The sequence below is a fragment of the Desulfobulbaceae bacterium genome, assembly GCA_015231515.1.
GTDB lineage: Bacteria > Desulfobacterota > Desulfobulbia > Desulfobulbales > VMSU01 > JADGBM01.
In genome coordinates this window covers 18,518-34,219 of record JADGBM010000011.1, presented here as the reverse complement: position 1 = coordinate 34,219, position 15,702 = coordinate 18,518, and the positions used below count along the sequence as shown (strand labels likewise).

Below are 15,702 nucleotides of genomic sequence, written 5' to 3'. Positions count from 1 at the left end.
AGTCTCTATGCCCCAGGCCTATAAAACTAAACAAACCTTAGCCGCCGTTATCATGTTATTTTCCATGCTGAGTTTCATTTCTGGCTGTAAAAACAGTGATGACAAGAAACTCAGCCATTTCACTCAAGGGATGGAGTATCTTAAACAAGATAACTCCAGTGCAGCAATAATTGAGTTTAAAAATGCTATTCAGCTTGATCCGAAGTATGCGGATGCCCGCTACCAATTAGGGCTTTTGCACTTAAAGAATCAAGAACCTCGTAATGCACTAAACGAGTTGAGTCGCGCCTCAAACCTCGACACCACTAATCTTGATGCAGCACTTAAGGCGGCAGAGCTTCTATTTCTCGGCAAGCAAAAAGAGGAAAGTCGGAAATACGTTGATACAATTCTAACGCAGGATCAAAATCACGCCGAAGCCCTTGCCCTAAAGGCCAATCTTGATTTGATGGACGACAACATTGACGGAGCCCAGGAGGCGATTGACAAAGCCATCCAGGCAAACCCCGCCTTAGCCAGGCTCTACTTAACCCAGGCTAAAGTTAAATCGATCAAAAAAGACAATGAAGCAGCGGAACAATCTCTTAAAAAGGCAATTGAACTCGAACCCGAGGAGATCTCTTTCCAGCAGGCCTTAGCCAGCTTCTATCAGTCCCAACAGCTCCCAGACAAAGCCGAGCAGCAGCTTATTACTATAAAGAGTAATTTCTCAGACTCCACCCAACCCTACTTTTCGCTTGCCGCTTTCTATCTGGGCCAAAACAATCCTGATAAAGCCGAAGGTGTCATTAAAGAAGGGCTGATTAAGACTCCAGACAGCCCGGACTTTTATCTTTTACTTGGTGATATTTATACACAGCAGAATAGATTTGCGGAAGCTGAGAGTTCTTTTAAAAAGGCCATTGAAAAAACTGACCGGCCCCAGGATGTAAAAGCAGTCCTTGCCGACTTTTATTTTGAACAGCACAAATATGACCTGGCCCAGGAAGAGGTCGATGCCATTTTGGCTGATGGCCCTAAACATGGCAGGGGGAATCTGGTAAAAGCCAAACTTCTCATCAAGGATGGCAGTAACCAGGAGGCTCTTACCATACTGGAAACACTGATCACAAACCAGCCCAATTGGAGTGAGGCCCATTACCAGAAAGCCCTCGCCCTGATGGGACAAAATGAGGCTGAGCTTTCCCAGGCTTCAGCCACCGAGGCTGTGCGCTTAGATAACAACAATGCCAACGCCCATACCCTGCTGGGTCAGCATTACCTGATGGTCAATGACTTCGACAATGCTGCCAAGGAGGCAGCCATTGCCTTACGGCTCAAACCCAGCAATTACAGAGCGGCCATCATTCTCGGCAAAAGCATCTTACATAATAAGGAATACGAGAAGGCACTCAAGATCTTTTCTGAAATGGCCAGCATGCTCCCAGACAACACCGAAGTTCTCCACAATAAGGCCCTAGCCAGTCTGGCCCTGAAAAAGACCAAAGAGGCCCAGCAGGATCTGGAAAAAATCTTAACCCTTGAACCAGACAACACACCAGCACTGATCACGCTGGTCAATATCTATCAAAGCAAAAACGATGGCGCCGCAGCCCTCGCTACAGCCCAAAAATATGTTCAAAAATCTCCTGATACTGCTGGCCACAGCATGCTCTTAGGGAATCTGCTTGCTGACAACCAGCAATTTAACGAGGCAGTTGAGGCCTTCAGAAAAGTGCAAAAGCTCTCGCCTAAAAGTCCACAGCCTTTTATGCAAATTGCCCGAATTCTTAATTCAACAGGTAAAAGAGATGAGGCGATACAGGAATACGAAACACTCACAGAGCTCGTGCCAAATTACGTGCCGGCAATTTTAGCAATTGGCGCCTTGCGTGACCGGGCCGGCGAAACAGCACTCGCCAAGGAAGCCTACCGGAAAGTTCTTGAAATAGTTCCAAATTCCGCAGCAGCGGCCAACAATCTGGCCTGGCTTTTAACTCAAGAAGAAAACGCTGACTTGGGTGAAGCCCTGCGCCTGTCGATGATCGCTAAAGGTGCCTTCCCTGAAGATCCTCATATCAGCGATACGCTTGGCTGGGTTCATTTAAAAAGAGAGTCGTACTCTCTTGCCGCAACCCAATTTCGCCAGGCCATTGAAGCCAAACCAGAGTTAGGCACCTTCAAATATCATCTTGCTCTGGCCCTAAAGGGTGACGGCAAGGTTGACGAGGCAAGAAAAGCGGTTACAGAGGCCATCACAACACCTGATTTCCCAGAACTTGAACAGGCCAAACAGTTACTAAATTCTCTTCAGTAGCATGACTGCAACTTATATAATTGGCGATATTCACGGCTGCAACGATGTCCTTTTGCGACTCCTCGACAAAATTGGGCCGATCCCGGCTGATGCCCGAATTGTATTTCTTGGTGACTATATCGATCGCGGCCCTCAATCACGAGAGGTTGTTGATACCGTCCTCAACATTCGAGCTGAATATCCGCACACCATCACCCTGATGGGAAATCATGAACGAATGTTGCTGGATTACATTGCTGCTGTTAAGCAAAAGGCCTTTTTGCATTTTGGTGGCCTGCAAACATTAGAGAGCTATGGGTTAACTCCTGAGGATGATGCAAGTGAAAAACTTCCCAGAGAGCATCTCCGTTTTTTTAACGAACTGCTGCTCTACTGGGAGGATGACAAGCAGATTTACGCTCACGCAGGAATCGAGCCCGGGGTGCCAATGGCCCTTCAGTCAGAAGAGTGGCTTCTCTGGTCACGAGACAGCACAGACAGCATGACGCCAAACAGTGAAGAAAAAACAGTTGTTTATGGCCACTCGGCCTTCAAAAAACCAAAGGTTGGCCCAGGAAAGATAGGCATCGATACCGGTGCCGTATATGGTGGCCACCTCACATGCCTTGTGCTTCCAGAGCTTGAATTTATTCAGGTAAAAGGAGAGAAGTTTTGGCCGGTGGGTTAGTTGGGTTAGTTGGGTTTGTTGAGTTGGTTGGGTCTATCGTTGCCATTACCAGTTAACCAATTAACCAATCAACCAGTTAACCAATTAACTAATCCACCAATCACCAAGTCAACCAGTGCCCTAAATCTTCAGCATCCTGTCCAGTGCTAATTTAGCAAGCTCAGCTGTCTTGCTATCGACTGTAGTTTGATTCACCACGCGCCCTTCAGCAAGATTATCCAAGGTCCATAACAGGTGTGCAGGATCAATCCGATACATTGTCGAGCATAAGCACTCGACCGGTGACACCGATCGAATATTTTTATCCGGGTATTGTTTGGCGAGGCGCTTTACCAGATTGACTTCTGTACCAACCGCCCAGCTTGATCCCGCCGGCGAATTAGCAACAGCCGATATGATCATCTCAGTTGAGCCATATTGGTCTGCAGCCTCAACAACCTCTCGGCGACATTCAGGATGAACGATGACGCGCACATCCTGGTCATCCTTTCTCAATTGTTCTATCTGCGCGACAGAAAACTGCATATGAACGGTACAGTAGCCATCCCAGAGAATTATCTTTGCTTTTCTGATCGCCTCTTCTGAGTTGCCACCAAGTTTTTCACCGCGAACCCAGAGCACAACCTCATCTGCTGGAATCCCTAACGCATGGGCCGAGTTTCTGCCAAGATGTTCATCCGGGAAAAAGAAAACCTTTTCCCCACGCTTTAAGGCCCAGGCTAATACACGTTCGGCATTGGACGATGTGCAGACAGAGCCTCCCTTTTCACCCACAAAGGCCTTTAAACTTGCTGAAGAATTGACATAGGTTATCGGAATAATTGCATGACTGTCGGTGTGGGTAGCCAACTCCTGCCAAGCCTCTTCAACGTCCTCACGTGAAGCCATGTCGGCCATTGAACAGCCAGCTGTCAAATCCGGCAGTACCACTATCTGCTCTTCGGATGTAAGTATATCTGCCGACTCAGCCATAAAATGCACCCCACAAAAGACAATATATTTTTTATCCTTTGCCTCTGCCGCATTTTTGGCAAGCTTCAAAGAGTCTCCAGTGCAATCAGCAAAATCAAATACCGTATCTTGCTGATAATGGTGACTTAAAATGAGCAGTTTATCGCCAAGCTCATTTTTCCTGGATGCAATTCGCTGCAGCAACACTGTTTCGTCTTGTTTAAGATACTCAGGCCCGATGTCAATTTGGTCTACTTTAGTCATAACCATCAACTTTATACTGTTTTCATTTAAAAAATAAAGCCCACAGAAAGTATCCTGTGGGCTCGCAAGGCGTAAAAACTACGCTATTTTAATTAAAAAGTACAGAAAAAATACTTATGGCATTCTATGCTGATCGTACCCAAGCAGCACAAGGGCCTTTATCTCCTTCGCCCTCGCCAAATTTAACATTATCTCCTTCCGACAAGCGATCCATCGTTACATCTTTTAATGAGTTTTCGTGAAAATAAACTTCTTTGCCGTCAGAAGTCGTTAAAAAACCATAAGACTCATAGGGAACCAGTTTTTTGATTACACCTTCTATTGATGCCCCGGCTACACTGTCTGGAACCTTGGTGGTCTGCCGACGCTTGCGCTGTAGCTCCTTTAACTGACCACCCAACGTGTCAAAAGCATCACCAAGCAAAACGCGGACAGTTTCACCCTTGCGCTTCACAACTACGGTATCATTCGGCACCGATGCAACTACCTGCAACTCGTACCCCCCTTCCTTGTGATGCTTTGTCGCTGTGATTGTTACACGTAAATTGTGCACAAGCCCAGGATGATGCCTGTCCAAACGCTCCTTTTCATCTTCGATTTTTTCCTGCCACGCGTTTCTGATACTTACATTACGGCCTTCTACCTGAAGCTCCATAGAAACCCTCCTACATGTTTTCAGCAATTATTCGCCTGAGAGGTGCAAACTAAACAGCTATAAAAAGCTATCTGATCTCCAGCCCTATCGCCCAGCCTCAATTGGCCAAGCACCAAACGAATAGCCCATAACCCCCGGAAATCCGAAGGGGAAACCCTGCGACATCCGCAGAGAAACTTCTTTAACTACACTCTATCACAAACTGTTTTTCAAAAGCTAGCGTAAAAGAATCTAAGCAACCATATCGAGTACGTCAACCTGTCGATGTAAAGAAATTGAAATCGCCTCTTTTGAAATTAAGCCACCTTCCAGCGCTCGACGCATCTCTTTCAAGGCTACTCGAATTTTTTCGTGATCATGGCAGGCCAAAAGCAAATCAGCACCTGCCACAAAAGACTGCAGGGTGGCCTTGGCGAAAGGCATAAACTGCTCGATTGCACCCATCTCAAGATCATCGGTAATAACGAGCCCCTGGTACCCAAGTTTCCCTCGTAAAAATCCGTGGACTATTTCGCGCGACAATGTGCCGGGAAGCCCTTCATCAAAATCAGAATAGACAGCATGGGAAGTCATGAAAGCGGCCACACCAGCCTCTTTTGCCCGCCTGAAAGGGACCAATTCAACCTCATTAAAACGACTCCGCGGCAGATCAACAACGGGCAGGTCTAAATGCGGATCGAGTTCTGCCATGCCTAAACCGGGGAAATGCTTTGCACAAGCCGCCACCCTTTCTCCCTGCATCGCCTTGATAACAACCACGCCAAGCTCAGCAACCCTTTCGGGATCGTTGCCGAGGCAGCGCCGTTCCATAAAAAGATCCTTTCCTCTGGGACAGACATCAAGCACCGGCGCCAAATTCATATTAACACCAAGCTCCCGCAACTCTCTGGCACAGGTAATCGCGTATTCACGAAGCTTATCTTCAGGAAAAACATCTTCAGCAAGAAGGCGCTGATCAGGGAAAACGGTAAACGGTGCAGCAAGCCTGGCAACCGAACCACCCTCCTGATCAATAGATATGAGTGGAGCCGGAAGGCCACTGTCAAGACAAGCCTTTTTTAAATCGGCGCAAAGCCGTTGGAGCTGCTTTTTATCTCCAACATTTCTCCGAAAAAGAATAAAATTGTGAATTTTATCCTGGTTGATCAGCTGTCGTGTTGAATCATCCAATTCCAGCCCCGGAACTCCAACCATAAAAACATGCCCTGGCTCATGATCATCAAAGATGTTCCGCAAATTAAATCTCCCTGGCAACTATTCGCCAACCTGATAGTGGATTGAATCTTTTCTGCCTGCCTGAGCAAAACCCTTCAAACGCAGCTGGCAAGCTTCACATCGCCCACAAGCCCGCCCCTGCACATCAGGATCATAACAACTGTGGGTCATGCTATAATCCACACCCAAGCTGAGCCCTTTAATGATAATCTCTTTTTTAGTCAGATGCATTAAAGGGGCATTAATCTTAAAATACCGATCCTCGCTAACCCCTGATTTAGTGGCTAACTTGGCAAGCTTTTCAAACTGCTGAAGGAATTCAGGCCGACAATCAGGGTAGCCGCTGTAATCCATCGCATTGACACCAATAAAAATATCCCAGGCGCCCACAACTTCAGCCCACGCCATTGCATAAGAGAGAAAGATTGTATTCCGCCCAGGGACGTAGGTAACCGGTATCTTACCCACTGCGCCAGCTGCCGTCGCAGAACCGATAGGATCCTTGGGGACATCTATAGCATCAGTCAGGGCAGAGCCACCTATTTTCCCTAAACCAATATCAAGAACCAGGTGCCTTGCTCCATTTTGCGCAGCAATAGCTGCGGCCTTTTCAAGCTCAATGGTTTGCCGCTGGCCATAGGAAAAGCTCAAGCAATAACAGGAATACCCTTGATCAAGGGCAATGGCGAGCACCGTTGTTGAGTCCAGACCACCACTCAAAAGGATCACAGCTTTTTTTTGTTCACTCATATTTTTTCCACTCAATAATGCATGTGATATGGCTGGCTATCGGTTAGAATAGGTCGTCAACGAGTAATTTTTGAAACGTCTTGTTTGTACTCATACTTACTACTATGCCTCAAAAAAAATCTTCCATCAAGCAAAAGCCCAAGAAAAAAGCCGTTGCCCTTCGCTATGACCGCGGCAAAGATTCGGCTCCCAAAATCGTTGGTAAAGGGCAAGGCCTTCTTGCCCAAAAGATACTTGATCTTGCTGCCGAGCATGGCATCCCTATTCATCCTGATGCTGACCTCATAGAGGTTTTATCCCTTTTAAACCTTAACGAGGAAATCCCTCCAGAAACCTACGTCATCGTTGCCGAAATCCTCGCTTTCGTCTACAGAACCAACCAGTCTTACAACCCCAAGGCTGGCTAGGAACTTATTACCGCCTTCCATATCCTTTAAATCGAACTTATCTGCTTAAACCCCTGCATTCAGACTTCTGTCCCTTGCCTTCTATCCCCTGTCCTCTGCCTTCTGAACATGGCATGCATGTTGCAGATTCCCTAGGCAAACCGCAAAAAGGAGAACAATCGTGTTTGTAAAAAATCGTCTTGGCCTCATTGAAGGCACTGAAACCATGCTCGCCCAGGAACACCGTATGAACCAGATCACTAACAACCTGGCAAACGTCGATACCGCTGGCTATAAGAAGGAAAATATTACCTTCTGGGAGATGATGTTCACTGCTGCCGACAACCGCCAAAGGGTTGGCAAGGCGCTGAAGCCCTTAATCACACATACTCAGGGCGGCATCAACACGACCGGCAACCCCCTGGACCTGGCGATTAACGGGCAAGGGTTCTTTCAAATTCAAACAGCCGATGGCGTTCGCTATACACGTAATGGCAACTTCACCTTAAACGCTGAAGGGCAGTTAAGCAGCCATGACGGCAGCCTGGTTCTTGGCGACGGTGGCCCGATAGTCCTGCCGAACGAAAACGTCCAGATAGGCCAGGATGGCCAGATAATGGCCGATGGCCAGGTGGTTAACCAGCTCAGCCTGGTCACCTTTGAAGACCTGAACAGTCTCGAAAAAGAAGGAAAAACATTTTTTCGAATTAAAGACAATGGTGCCTTGGCAATCCCTGTGGATGTCGTAAATATCCAGCAGGGCCACCTTGAAGGTGCCAATGTGAGCGTTGTCAGCGAGATGACCGAAATGATCGATTTGCAGCGTGCCTACCAGACCCAACAGAAAGTTATTCAGACCATTGACGACCTTGACAGCCAGTCCATCACAAGAGTCGGCAAATTGACATAGTGATAGTTTTAATGACAGCCATAGTCTAACCCCGATGAACGGGATAAGTGCCTTTCGCAGAGTATTTTCTAGTAAAAAAAACAAGAAAATACTCTGTAAGGCACTAAATTTTCGGACTATCAATGATAAGGAGAAAATAAAATGATCCGCGCATTATACTCAGCTCGAACAGGAATGAATGGCCAGCAAACACAGTTAGACGTTATTGCCAACAACCTGGCTAACGTTAACACCGGCGGCTTTAAAAAGAGTCGGGCTCAGTTTGAGGATCTGTTTTACCAGACATTGCGGTCTGTCGGCGCCGAAACCGTAGCGGGGGGTGTCGTGCCAACCGGTGTTCAGGTTGGTCTAGGCACACGAGTGACCTCTGTCCAGAAAATCTTCACTCAAGGTGACTACACCCAGACCGGCAATGACCTTGATATGGCCATTGAGGGTGATGGATTCTTTCAGATTCTGCGGGATGGCGAATCGTATTATACCCGTGACGGTAGTTTCAAGACTGACCCCGACGGGTATCTGGTTACAGCCAATGGCGACCGGCTTCAGCCTGAATTTGCAATTCCCGATGGCACAACACTTATAAATATCGACTCCAGCGGTATGCTTGTTGCCCAAGACAATGGCCAACAGACCCTGGGTACCGTCCAGTTAACCTTACATAAGTTTGTCAATCCTGCAGGGCTCCGTAGCGTAGGCGGCAACCTGTATGTGGAATCCGCCGCCTCCGGAGCACCAACTGAAGGCAATCCTGGCTCCAACGGCATTGGCTCCTTGGCGCAAAACTTCCTGGAGACCTCAAACGTTGATGTCACCGAGGAAATGGTCAACCTGATTATCACCCAACGGGCCTATGAAGTTAACTCAAAGGCAATCACAACCGCTGATCAATTGTTGGAAATTGCCAACACCTTGAAACGATAACATGAACCTATTCAAACGTAAACACCCGTTTTTTCTAATATTTATCGGCTTCATATCCCTGTTACCGGCACTAGCAAACGGCTCCCAAAATCTGCCACACTACACCCTACAACAGAAGGAGTTTGAAAAAGCATTTTCTGAACTTGTGACCCGCAACCAGCTTTTTTCTGCCGATGATGTTGAGATCAGGAATTTCTTCTGCGACCCCTGTCAGCTTTCAGTCTCCCAAGGGGTGGTTGACTATTTGATAATTTCCCAGTCACGAGGCCACCAGCTTGGAAAAGAAGTAATCACCGCAGATGTCCTGGTGGACGGCTACACCCAAGGCCGTATTGAGCTTAGTGGTGATGTTCATCTCTTTGGTGAGGTGGTATGTGCCGCCCACTCATTAGAAAGGCACCAGATACTACAGCAGAGTGACTTAATAACAATTCGTCGTGAGATTAACATGCTTGGCCCGGACTTCATCAGTAAGGCTGCCTTTGCCGTTGGCACAGAACTTAAAACCACCCTGCGGCCAGGCGCAATCATCTACAAACGGTTTCTCAAGCAACCGGAAATCGTTAAACGAGGGGATGTGGTCTCTATCTTGGCCCAGTCCGAGCGCCTCAACATCCGAGTTCCAGGGCGAATTGAGTCAGCCGGCGCCAAGGGGGATCTTGTTCGTGTCAAGAACTTGATGAGCAGAAAAGAGATCTATGCCCGAGTTATCAATGCCGAAGAGGTACAAGTCGATTTTTAGTGACTTAGAAATCATTTTTTCAAGGTCAACCAAATATCTGTTTTTATAAGAAAATGATTTCTTAAAGGACCTATACCCGCAGGGCATCACCCCTTTTAAGCCTCGCTGGGTTGGTTGATTGGTTGATTTGTTAATTTGTTAATTTGTTGGGGAAAGAGTGTTAGCGGTGCCAAACTGAAGGAGAAAAAATTATGAAAAGCCTCATCTTTACAATTGTCACAGCTCTTTTTATGACTGGTTGTGTAACCAAACAATCCGCCCAGGTCAGCCAGCCCTTCCCTGAACGTCACAGCCTCCCACTAGTCGAGCGCCAGCAGGATTTACCCGCAGAAGGAGCAATATTTTCCGGACAATCCAGGAATATCTATTCTGATAGCCGGGCCAAAGCTATTGGCGATATTGTCCTGATTAAAATTGTTGAAACTTCCAGCGGCAAAAAAACCGCAGAGACAACAACGTCAAGGGATTCAAGTCTCAAAGGAGGCATATCCTCTCTATTTGGTTTTGAAAGCTTGTTTGCCGGTCCGGACGGCCAACACACCCCATCTCTGACCAGCATGAGCACGAACCTCCAGAAAAGTTTTACGGGCACAGGAGAAACGAAAAGGGACAGCACGGTAACAGCGACCTTATCGGCTCGGGTCATTGATGTGACCTTAGACGGCAACTTAATTATTCGTGGTTACAGAGAAGTTCGGGTCAACAACGAAACCCAGCACATCGTCCTCTCCGGCTTAGTCAGACCGTCAGATATCTCAAAAGACAATTCAATTGAATCCTCACATATTGCCGATGCCCGCATTGAGTACACCGGAACAGGGGCTATTGCCTCCAAACAACAACCTGGCTGGCTGGCAAATGCCCTGGATATTGTGTGGCCGTTTTAAACAGATTTATGACTGGGAAGAAATTTCCCAGCTCGCCCAAGCTATTTAGAAAAAAAACAGCTAACTGCCTGACATTAATGACCATTATTTTAGCCCTATCTTCTGGCATAGGGTTTGCTTTGTATCCATACAAACAGCTTTTCACACCTGGAAACTAATTTTTTGTCCAGGAGGAGACACAATGCGCTTAGCACTTCAACTACTCTGTATCCTCAGCCTGACCGTGATCTTCACTCTCCCGGCAGATTATGCCCATGCGGTTCGCATCAAGGATCTCGCCTCAGTTAAAGGCGTCAGAAGCAACCAGCTGATTGGCTACGGCCTCGTCGTCGGTCTAAACGGCACCGGAGACGGCAACAAAGCCGCTTTTACAACCCAGGCCCTTGTCAATATGCTTAAAAGCATGGGAATCCCAGTCAATGAAAACGATATTAAGGTAAAAAATGTTGCAGGTGTTCTGGTAACTGCCAACCTTCCACCATTTGTCAAGGCCGGTCAGGCCATTGACGTTGTTCTTTCTTCGCTGGGCGATGCTTCGTCTCTGCAAGGCGGCACTCTGGTGGCAACGCCCCTCAAAGGACTTGATGACCAGGTTTATGCTGTTGCCCAAGGCCCCATAAGTATCGGTGGATTTCAAAGCACAGGAGCCCCTGCTGACGGAATACAGGCCAACCATCTGACTGTTGCCAGAATACCGGATGGCGCTACAGTTGAACGTGAAGTACCTGTCTCGTTTGCGGGAAAAAAAGAGATTATTCTCAGCCTTAACACTCCCGACTTCACAACAATTTCTCGCCTATCCGCTGCCGTGAACTCCTATCTTAATGGTCCTTTTGCAACAGCAGTCGATGGTGCAACAGTCTCAATACAGATCCCCGAAAACATGGATGACCAACAGATAGGTTTTATCGCATCAATTGAAAACATCGAGGTTATACCTGACAGCACAGCAAAGGTTGTTGTCGACGAAAGAACCGGCACAATAGTCATGGGAGAAAATGTTCGCATCAGTAATCTCGCTCTTTCCCATGGCAATTTAAGTATTCAGGTATCGGACAAACCCAACTCCCCGATCCCCAACGAGATGATCGGTCAAATCCTGACCGACGAAATGGTCAGGAAGATGACAGACGCTATCAGCACACCAGGCGGCAATGCCCAACAGAGCAAGCTGATCAATCTCACCCCAGGTGTCACACTTGGAGAAATGGTCAGGGCACTAAACTCTGTTGGTGCCGCGCCAAGGGACTTGATCGCCATTTTCCAGGCAATTAAAGCAGCCGGCGCCTTACAGGCTGAATTGAAAATTATTTAACAAACACTCGATCCTCACAAGCAACAATGAAAATACAACAAAACCAATTCACACCGATTACACGAAATGATGTTTCAGCAGACGCGGCAAAAGATATCAAGCTGAAAAAGGCCTGTAACGACTTTGAGGCAATCATCGTCAAGCAGCTCCTGACGAGCATGAGAAAAAGCATTCCCAAGGGCGGCTTATTTGGAAATGGGTTTGAAAATGAGACGTTCCAGTCAATGCAGGATGACGAACTCGCTAAAAGCATAGCACACGGAAAGGGCATAGGGATTGCGCAGGCCCTTTACAATGAAGTTTCTGGAAAAACCAGTCAAACAACCAACATAGGTCAGCCTTATGACACAATTAAATGATCAAGTTGTTCAAGATGTTTTTGAAGCCCTCAGCTTAAACATTAAGCTTTCACAGGATCTTCTTACCCTGCTGGGCAATGAGTCTGAGGCATTAAAGGCCATGAACCCCCAAGAGCTATTAACAATAAGCAAGCAAAAACGGACACTGCTTTCAAGAATTCAATTTCTTGACGAATCTTTAAAAAATCACATGGCCGACAGTATTCCGGTCGAACAGTCAAAACCCAAAAACGGTGGTTATGCCGGTGCGGTGGTCCCAGAAAATTTTAAGCTCTCCGGTCTCATTCAGCTTCTGCCTCAAGACAAGGTAGAGGCGGCTAACTCCTGCAAAGCGAAACTGAACAAAATTCGTCAGGAAATTATCGTAAAAAACTATATCAATAAAAAATTTACTGAAGATACCCTCGGCTATCTTGGCGACGCTATCGCATTGTTCACGCAACCCGTCACTAAGAACAACACCTATTGTGCCAAGGGAATGTCGTCGCCAAAAAGATCATCCTCCATGCCTCAGATGATAAGCCGCGAGGTTTAACGCACATGTCAAGTATTGGTTCAGTTCTCAATATAGCCAAAGAGGCCCTTTTAACACATCAAGCCTCAATTTCAGTAGCTGGCCACAACATTGCCAACGTTGACACGCCAGGCTACTCGCGCCAGGTTCTTCAGCTTAACGAGGCCCTGGCGACACCGCACCGGGTCGGTTTTTTCGGTAACGGCGTTGTGGCTGAATCAATAACTCGAAAATACGATCAATTCCTCGTTCAGCGCCTGATGGATCAGTCCTCAACAATGAATTATCTTGAAGGCCAGCAGCAGTCGATGCGAATAATCGAGACCACCTTTAATGAGGTTCCTGGTCTTGCTGTTAACGATCTTATGAGCCAATTCTGGGATGCATGGCAGGGTCTGAGCAACAACCCCGAACTGAGCGCCTCGCGCCAGACAGTGGTTCAGCAGGCCCAGTTGCTTGGTGAACAATTTGAAAGCATGGCGGCAGAACTTACCCAGGCCAGTATCGATATCGGTGTCGCAATTGATTCTTCAATTGATGATGTTAATGCACTCACAACACAACTTGCCAAATTAAATGTTAATATTGCAAGCTCAGAAACCAGCAAACAACAACAAAATGATCTTCGTGACAACCGTGACCAGTTGTTAAAAGATCTAGCATCTCTGGTGGACGTCTCCTATTTCGAAACCTCAAACGGTGCCTATACAATTCTTATGGGGGATGGCCATTCCCTGGTAGAACAAGGCTCCAGTTGGTCCCTTGACTGGGCCGACAACAACCTGCTCTGGATCAACACAACCTCTACCGGCAAACAGTACCGCACAACAATTGACCAAACAGACAACATGAACGGTAAAATTGGCGGCCTGATTGATCTCAACAAGAATCTTGTTGAAGGCAACCCCGACAACTATCGAGGCAGACTCGATGCCCTGGCAAACGGACTCATTCGCGAAGTCAACCAGATTCATACTCAAGGCGTGGGTCTGATCAGCTTCAGTGAACGGTTAACCAGCGCAGAGCTTGCCAACAACGCCGTTCTTTTGCATACAACTGTTGATACGCTCTCCAGCTCGGATTTTATCCCCGCCGGAACGTTAACGATTAACGACAGAAGTATTGGCCGCATAGACTCTGGAATTAATAGCAGAGGTCTGGCAATGGAAAAAACCTACAATGCCGCTCAGGCTATTAATGCTGCCGAGGCGGGTGTACAAGCACGCCTAACCACCTTAGTTGCCGGTAACGCAGTCACCGGTCTTGGCGCCAATGAAACAATAACTTTTTCGGTCAACGGAATCACTGTCACTCACACAGCCGGGGCGGGCGGAGAAACTGCCGCCCAGACAGCTTCCGGGGTAGTAACCAAGATTAATGCCGCCATCAACTCATATGACACTGCCGTCCCCCAAAACGTCCCGTCCGAAATGACTCTTGAGGCCATTATCGGCAACGGCCTTAACGGCGGGGTAACAAACTCAATAGTGCTAAGAAACACCAACCAAGGCGATGAATCTCGGATTATTATTGCCGGTGTAGATAACACGATAGGGGCTGCTGAGGCAAAGCTTGGGCTTACCGATGGCACTTACGTGGCCGATGCTTCCCATAACACCGGAGAGTTAAGCTTATTTTCCGATGAAGATCCTATTCAAATTGATGGCGGAGCCGATGATACTTATCTTGGTCACCTTGGCTGGGCTGGGACTATTCGCTACAGCAATCAGGCAGTCACCAGCGATGCCGCTCTCAGCACTACGCAATTTGACCTCAACGGCAGAACCATCATCATTGCAGTCCCTGGCGGCACCCCAGTCACTGCTGCTCCACCTGCTCCATCGGTGACCTCCATTGCAGTGGACGAGATCAACAAGGTTGCCGCTTTTACAGGTGTGACGGCAGAAGTCGGCAATGGCACAAATGGCGGCCCCTTAAATTCAATAGTTTTTTCCAGTGACATCACAAATATTACTATAGAGAACTATACTGTCACCGGGACCGATATTCTTAATCTGACAGAGATAAATAAACTTGGCGCCAACTCGGCAGATGAAACTTCCAATGACGGCAAACTTAGCTATGAAAAAGCTGATAATATGGTGGCCAACTCCTTGATGGGCATGGCGTATGCCGACACCTTACAAACCGATGGCGGCAGTTTTGACATGTGGATCTACAACACCGACGGTTCTCTCGCCTTATCACAACCCGTTAATGTCTCCTTGGAACGGGCCTACGACTTAGGTGATGTCGCCGATGCCATTAATATTTCAATTATAAACTCCATATCTCCGACGCCTTCTGCTCCGTGGGTAGAGGCCTCAGTTGTTGCTAACCAATTAGTACTTACCCCGGATAGCAGTCATAAATTCGCCTTTGGTGGCGACACCTCTAATTTCCTGGCCTCAATTGGCATCAACACTATTTTTACAGGTAATTCGGCCAGCACTTTTGGTATTAACCAAACCGTTGTCTCAAACTTAAGTCATCTGGCGGCAGGACAAGTCAATGAATTTGGTGAAATTTTCACAGGTAACAACAGTAATTCACTTGCCATATCAAATCTACAGCGCGACGAGACCATTACCTTTACCGGCAACCGAACTGATACCTTCGACGGCTTTTACAATTCACTTATCGCTACAATTGGTCTTAAGGGCGACAGCATTAACGTGAATCTTGATTACAACACAATGGTAAATGATCAGTTGGCTGAGCTCAGGGACTCCACCTCCGGAGTTTCCCTTGACGAGGAGATGTCGAACCTTATTCGCTATCAACATGCCTACTCTGCCGCTGCCAAACTGATTTCTACAGCAGATGAACTTATGCAGACTCTGCTGAACACGATTTAATTATTTCCG

Annotated in this window: 15 protein-coding genes; 11 read left to right on the top strand and 4 right to left on the bottom strand. The window is 47.3% G+C overall.

The window, feature by feature from the left end; all coding sequences use genetic code 11:
- Positions 1 to 7 precede the first annotated feature (7 nt).
- Both HQK80_03455 and HQK80_03450 read left to right on the top strand, forming a co-directional pair.
- Positions 8 to 2,296, top strand: a complete 2,289-nt coding sequence (locus tag HQK80_03455) for a tetratricopeptide repeat protein (protein MBF0221279.1) — start codon at positions 8 to 10, stop codon at positions 2,294 to 2,296.
- Position 2,297: 1 nt separating this feature from the next.
- Positions 2,298 to 2,963, top strand: a complete 666-nt coding sequence (locus tag HQK80_03450) for a serine/threonine protein phosphatase (protein ID MBF0221278.1) — start codon at positions 2,298 to 2,300, stop codon at positions 2,961 to 2,963.
- A gap of 120 nt (positions 2,964 to 3,083) precedes the next feature.
- On the opposite strand, the gene nadA is transcribed toward HQK80_03450, so the two are convergent.
- From nadA to queC, 4 genes are all read right to left on the bottom strand, one after another.
- Positions 3,084 to 4,178, bottom strand: coding sequence for a quinolinate synthase NadA (gene nadA / locus HQK80_03445; protein ID MBF0221277.1), 1,095 nt, complete (start codon positions 4,176 to 4,178; stop codon positions 3,084 to 3,086).
- Between the two features lie 124 nt (positions 4,179 to 4,302).
- A complete protein-coding gene (locus HQK80_03440) occupies positions 4,303 to 4,833 on the bottom strand; it encodes an HPF/RaiA family ribosome-associated protein (GenBank protein ID MBF0221276.1) in 531 nt (176 codons plus the stop codon).
- A gap of 231 nt (positions 4,834 to 5,064) precedes the next feature.
- Complete coding sequence (locus HQK80_03435; GenBank protein ID MBF0221275.1) at positions 5,065 to 6,027, bottom strand: glycoside hydrolase family 3 protein; 963 nt, start codon at positions 6,025 to 6,027, stop codon at positions 5,065 to 5,067.
- A gap of 60 nt (positions 6,028 to 6,087) precedes the next feature.
- Complete coding sequence (queC, locus tag HQK80_03430; GenBank protein MBF0221274.1) at positions 6,088 to 6,798, bottom strand: 7-cyano-7-deazaguanine synthase QueC; 711 nt, start codon at positions 6,796 to 6,798, stop codon at positions 6,088 to 6,090.
- A gap of 104 nt (positions 6,799 to 6,902) precedes the next feature.
- Between queC and HQK80_03425 the strand changes: the two genes are divergently transcribed.
- The 9 genes from HQK80_03425 to flgK all read left to right on the top strand — a co-directional run bounded on the left by HQK80_03425 (position 6,903) and on the right by flgK (position 15,693).
- Positions 6,903 to 7,205, top strand: a complete 303-nt coding sequence (locus tag HQK80_03425; GenBank protein MBF0221273.1) for an EscU/YscU/HrcU family type III secretion system export apparatus switch protein — start codon at positions 6,903 to 6,905, stop codon at positions 7,203 to 7,205.
- 160 nt (positions 7,206 to 7,365) lie between these two features.
- Positions 7,366 to 8,094, top strand: coding sequence for a flagellar basal-body rod protein FlgF (gene flgF, locus HQK80_03420; GenBank protein ID MBF0221272.1), 729 nt, complete (start codon positions 7,366 to 7,368; stop codon positions 8,092 to 8,094).
- 141 nt (positions 8,095 to 8,235) lie between these two features.
- Positions 8,236 to 9,018: a flagellar basal-body rod protein FlgG gene (gene flgG / locus HQK80_03415; GenBank protein MBF0221271.1), complete on the top strand. Its 783-nt coding sequence runs from the start codon at positions 8,236 to 8,238 to the stop codon at positions 9,016 to 9,018.
- Between the two features lies 1 nt (position 9,019).
- Positions 9,020 to 9,760, top strand: coding sequence for a flagellar basal body P-ring formation protein FlgA (gene flgA / locus HQK80_03410; protein ID MBF0221270.1), 741 nt, complete (start codon positions 9,020 to 9,022; stop codon positions 9,758 to 9,760).
- Positions 9,761 to 9,951: 191 nt separating this feature from the next.
- Entirely contained in the window at positions 9,952 to 10,647 is a 696-nt protein-coding gene (locus HQK80_03405; GenBank protein ID MBF0221269.1) for a flagellar basal body L-ring protein FlgH, read from the top strand.
- Between the two features lie 181 nt (positions 10,648 to 10,828).
- On the top strand, positions 10,829 to 11,962 hold the full coding sequence (locus HQK80_03400; GenBank protein MBF0221268.1) for a flagellar basal body P-ring protein FlgI: 1,134 nt from the start codon (positions 10,829 to 10,831) through the stop codon (positions 11,960 to 11,962).
- A gap of 26 nt (positions 11,963 to 11,988) precedes the next feature.
- On the top strand, positions 11,989 to 12,321 hold the full coding sequence (locus tag HQK80_03395) for a rod-binding protein (GenBank protein MBF0221267.1): 333 nt from the start codon (positions 11,989 to 11,991) through the stop codon (positions 12,319 to 12,321).
- Positions 12,305 to 12,856 (top strand): flagellar protein FlgN, encoded by a 552-nt coding sequence (locus tag HQK80_03390; GenBank protein ID MBF0221266.1) that lies wholly within the window; start codon positions 12,305 to 12,307, stop codon positions 12,854 to 12,856. The genes HQK80_03395 and HQK80_03390 overlap by 17 nt, the downstream gene beginning before the upstream one ends.
- Positions 12,857 to 12,861: 5 nt before the next feature.
- Positions 12,862 to 15,693, top strand: a complete 2,832-nt coding sequence (gene flgK / locus HQK80_03385; GenBank protein MBF0221265.1) for a flagellar hook-associated protein FlgK — start codon at positions 12,862 to 12,864, stop codon at positions 15,691 to 15,693.
- Positions 15,694 to 15,702 lie beyond the last annotated feature (9 nt).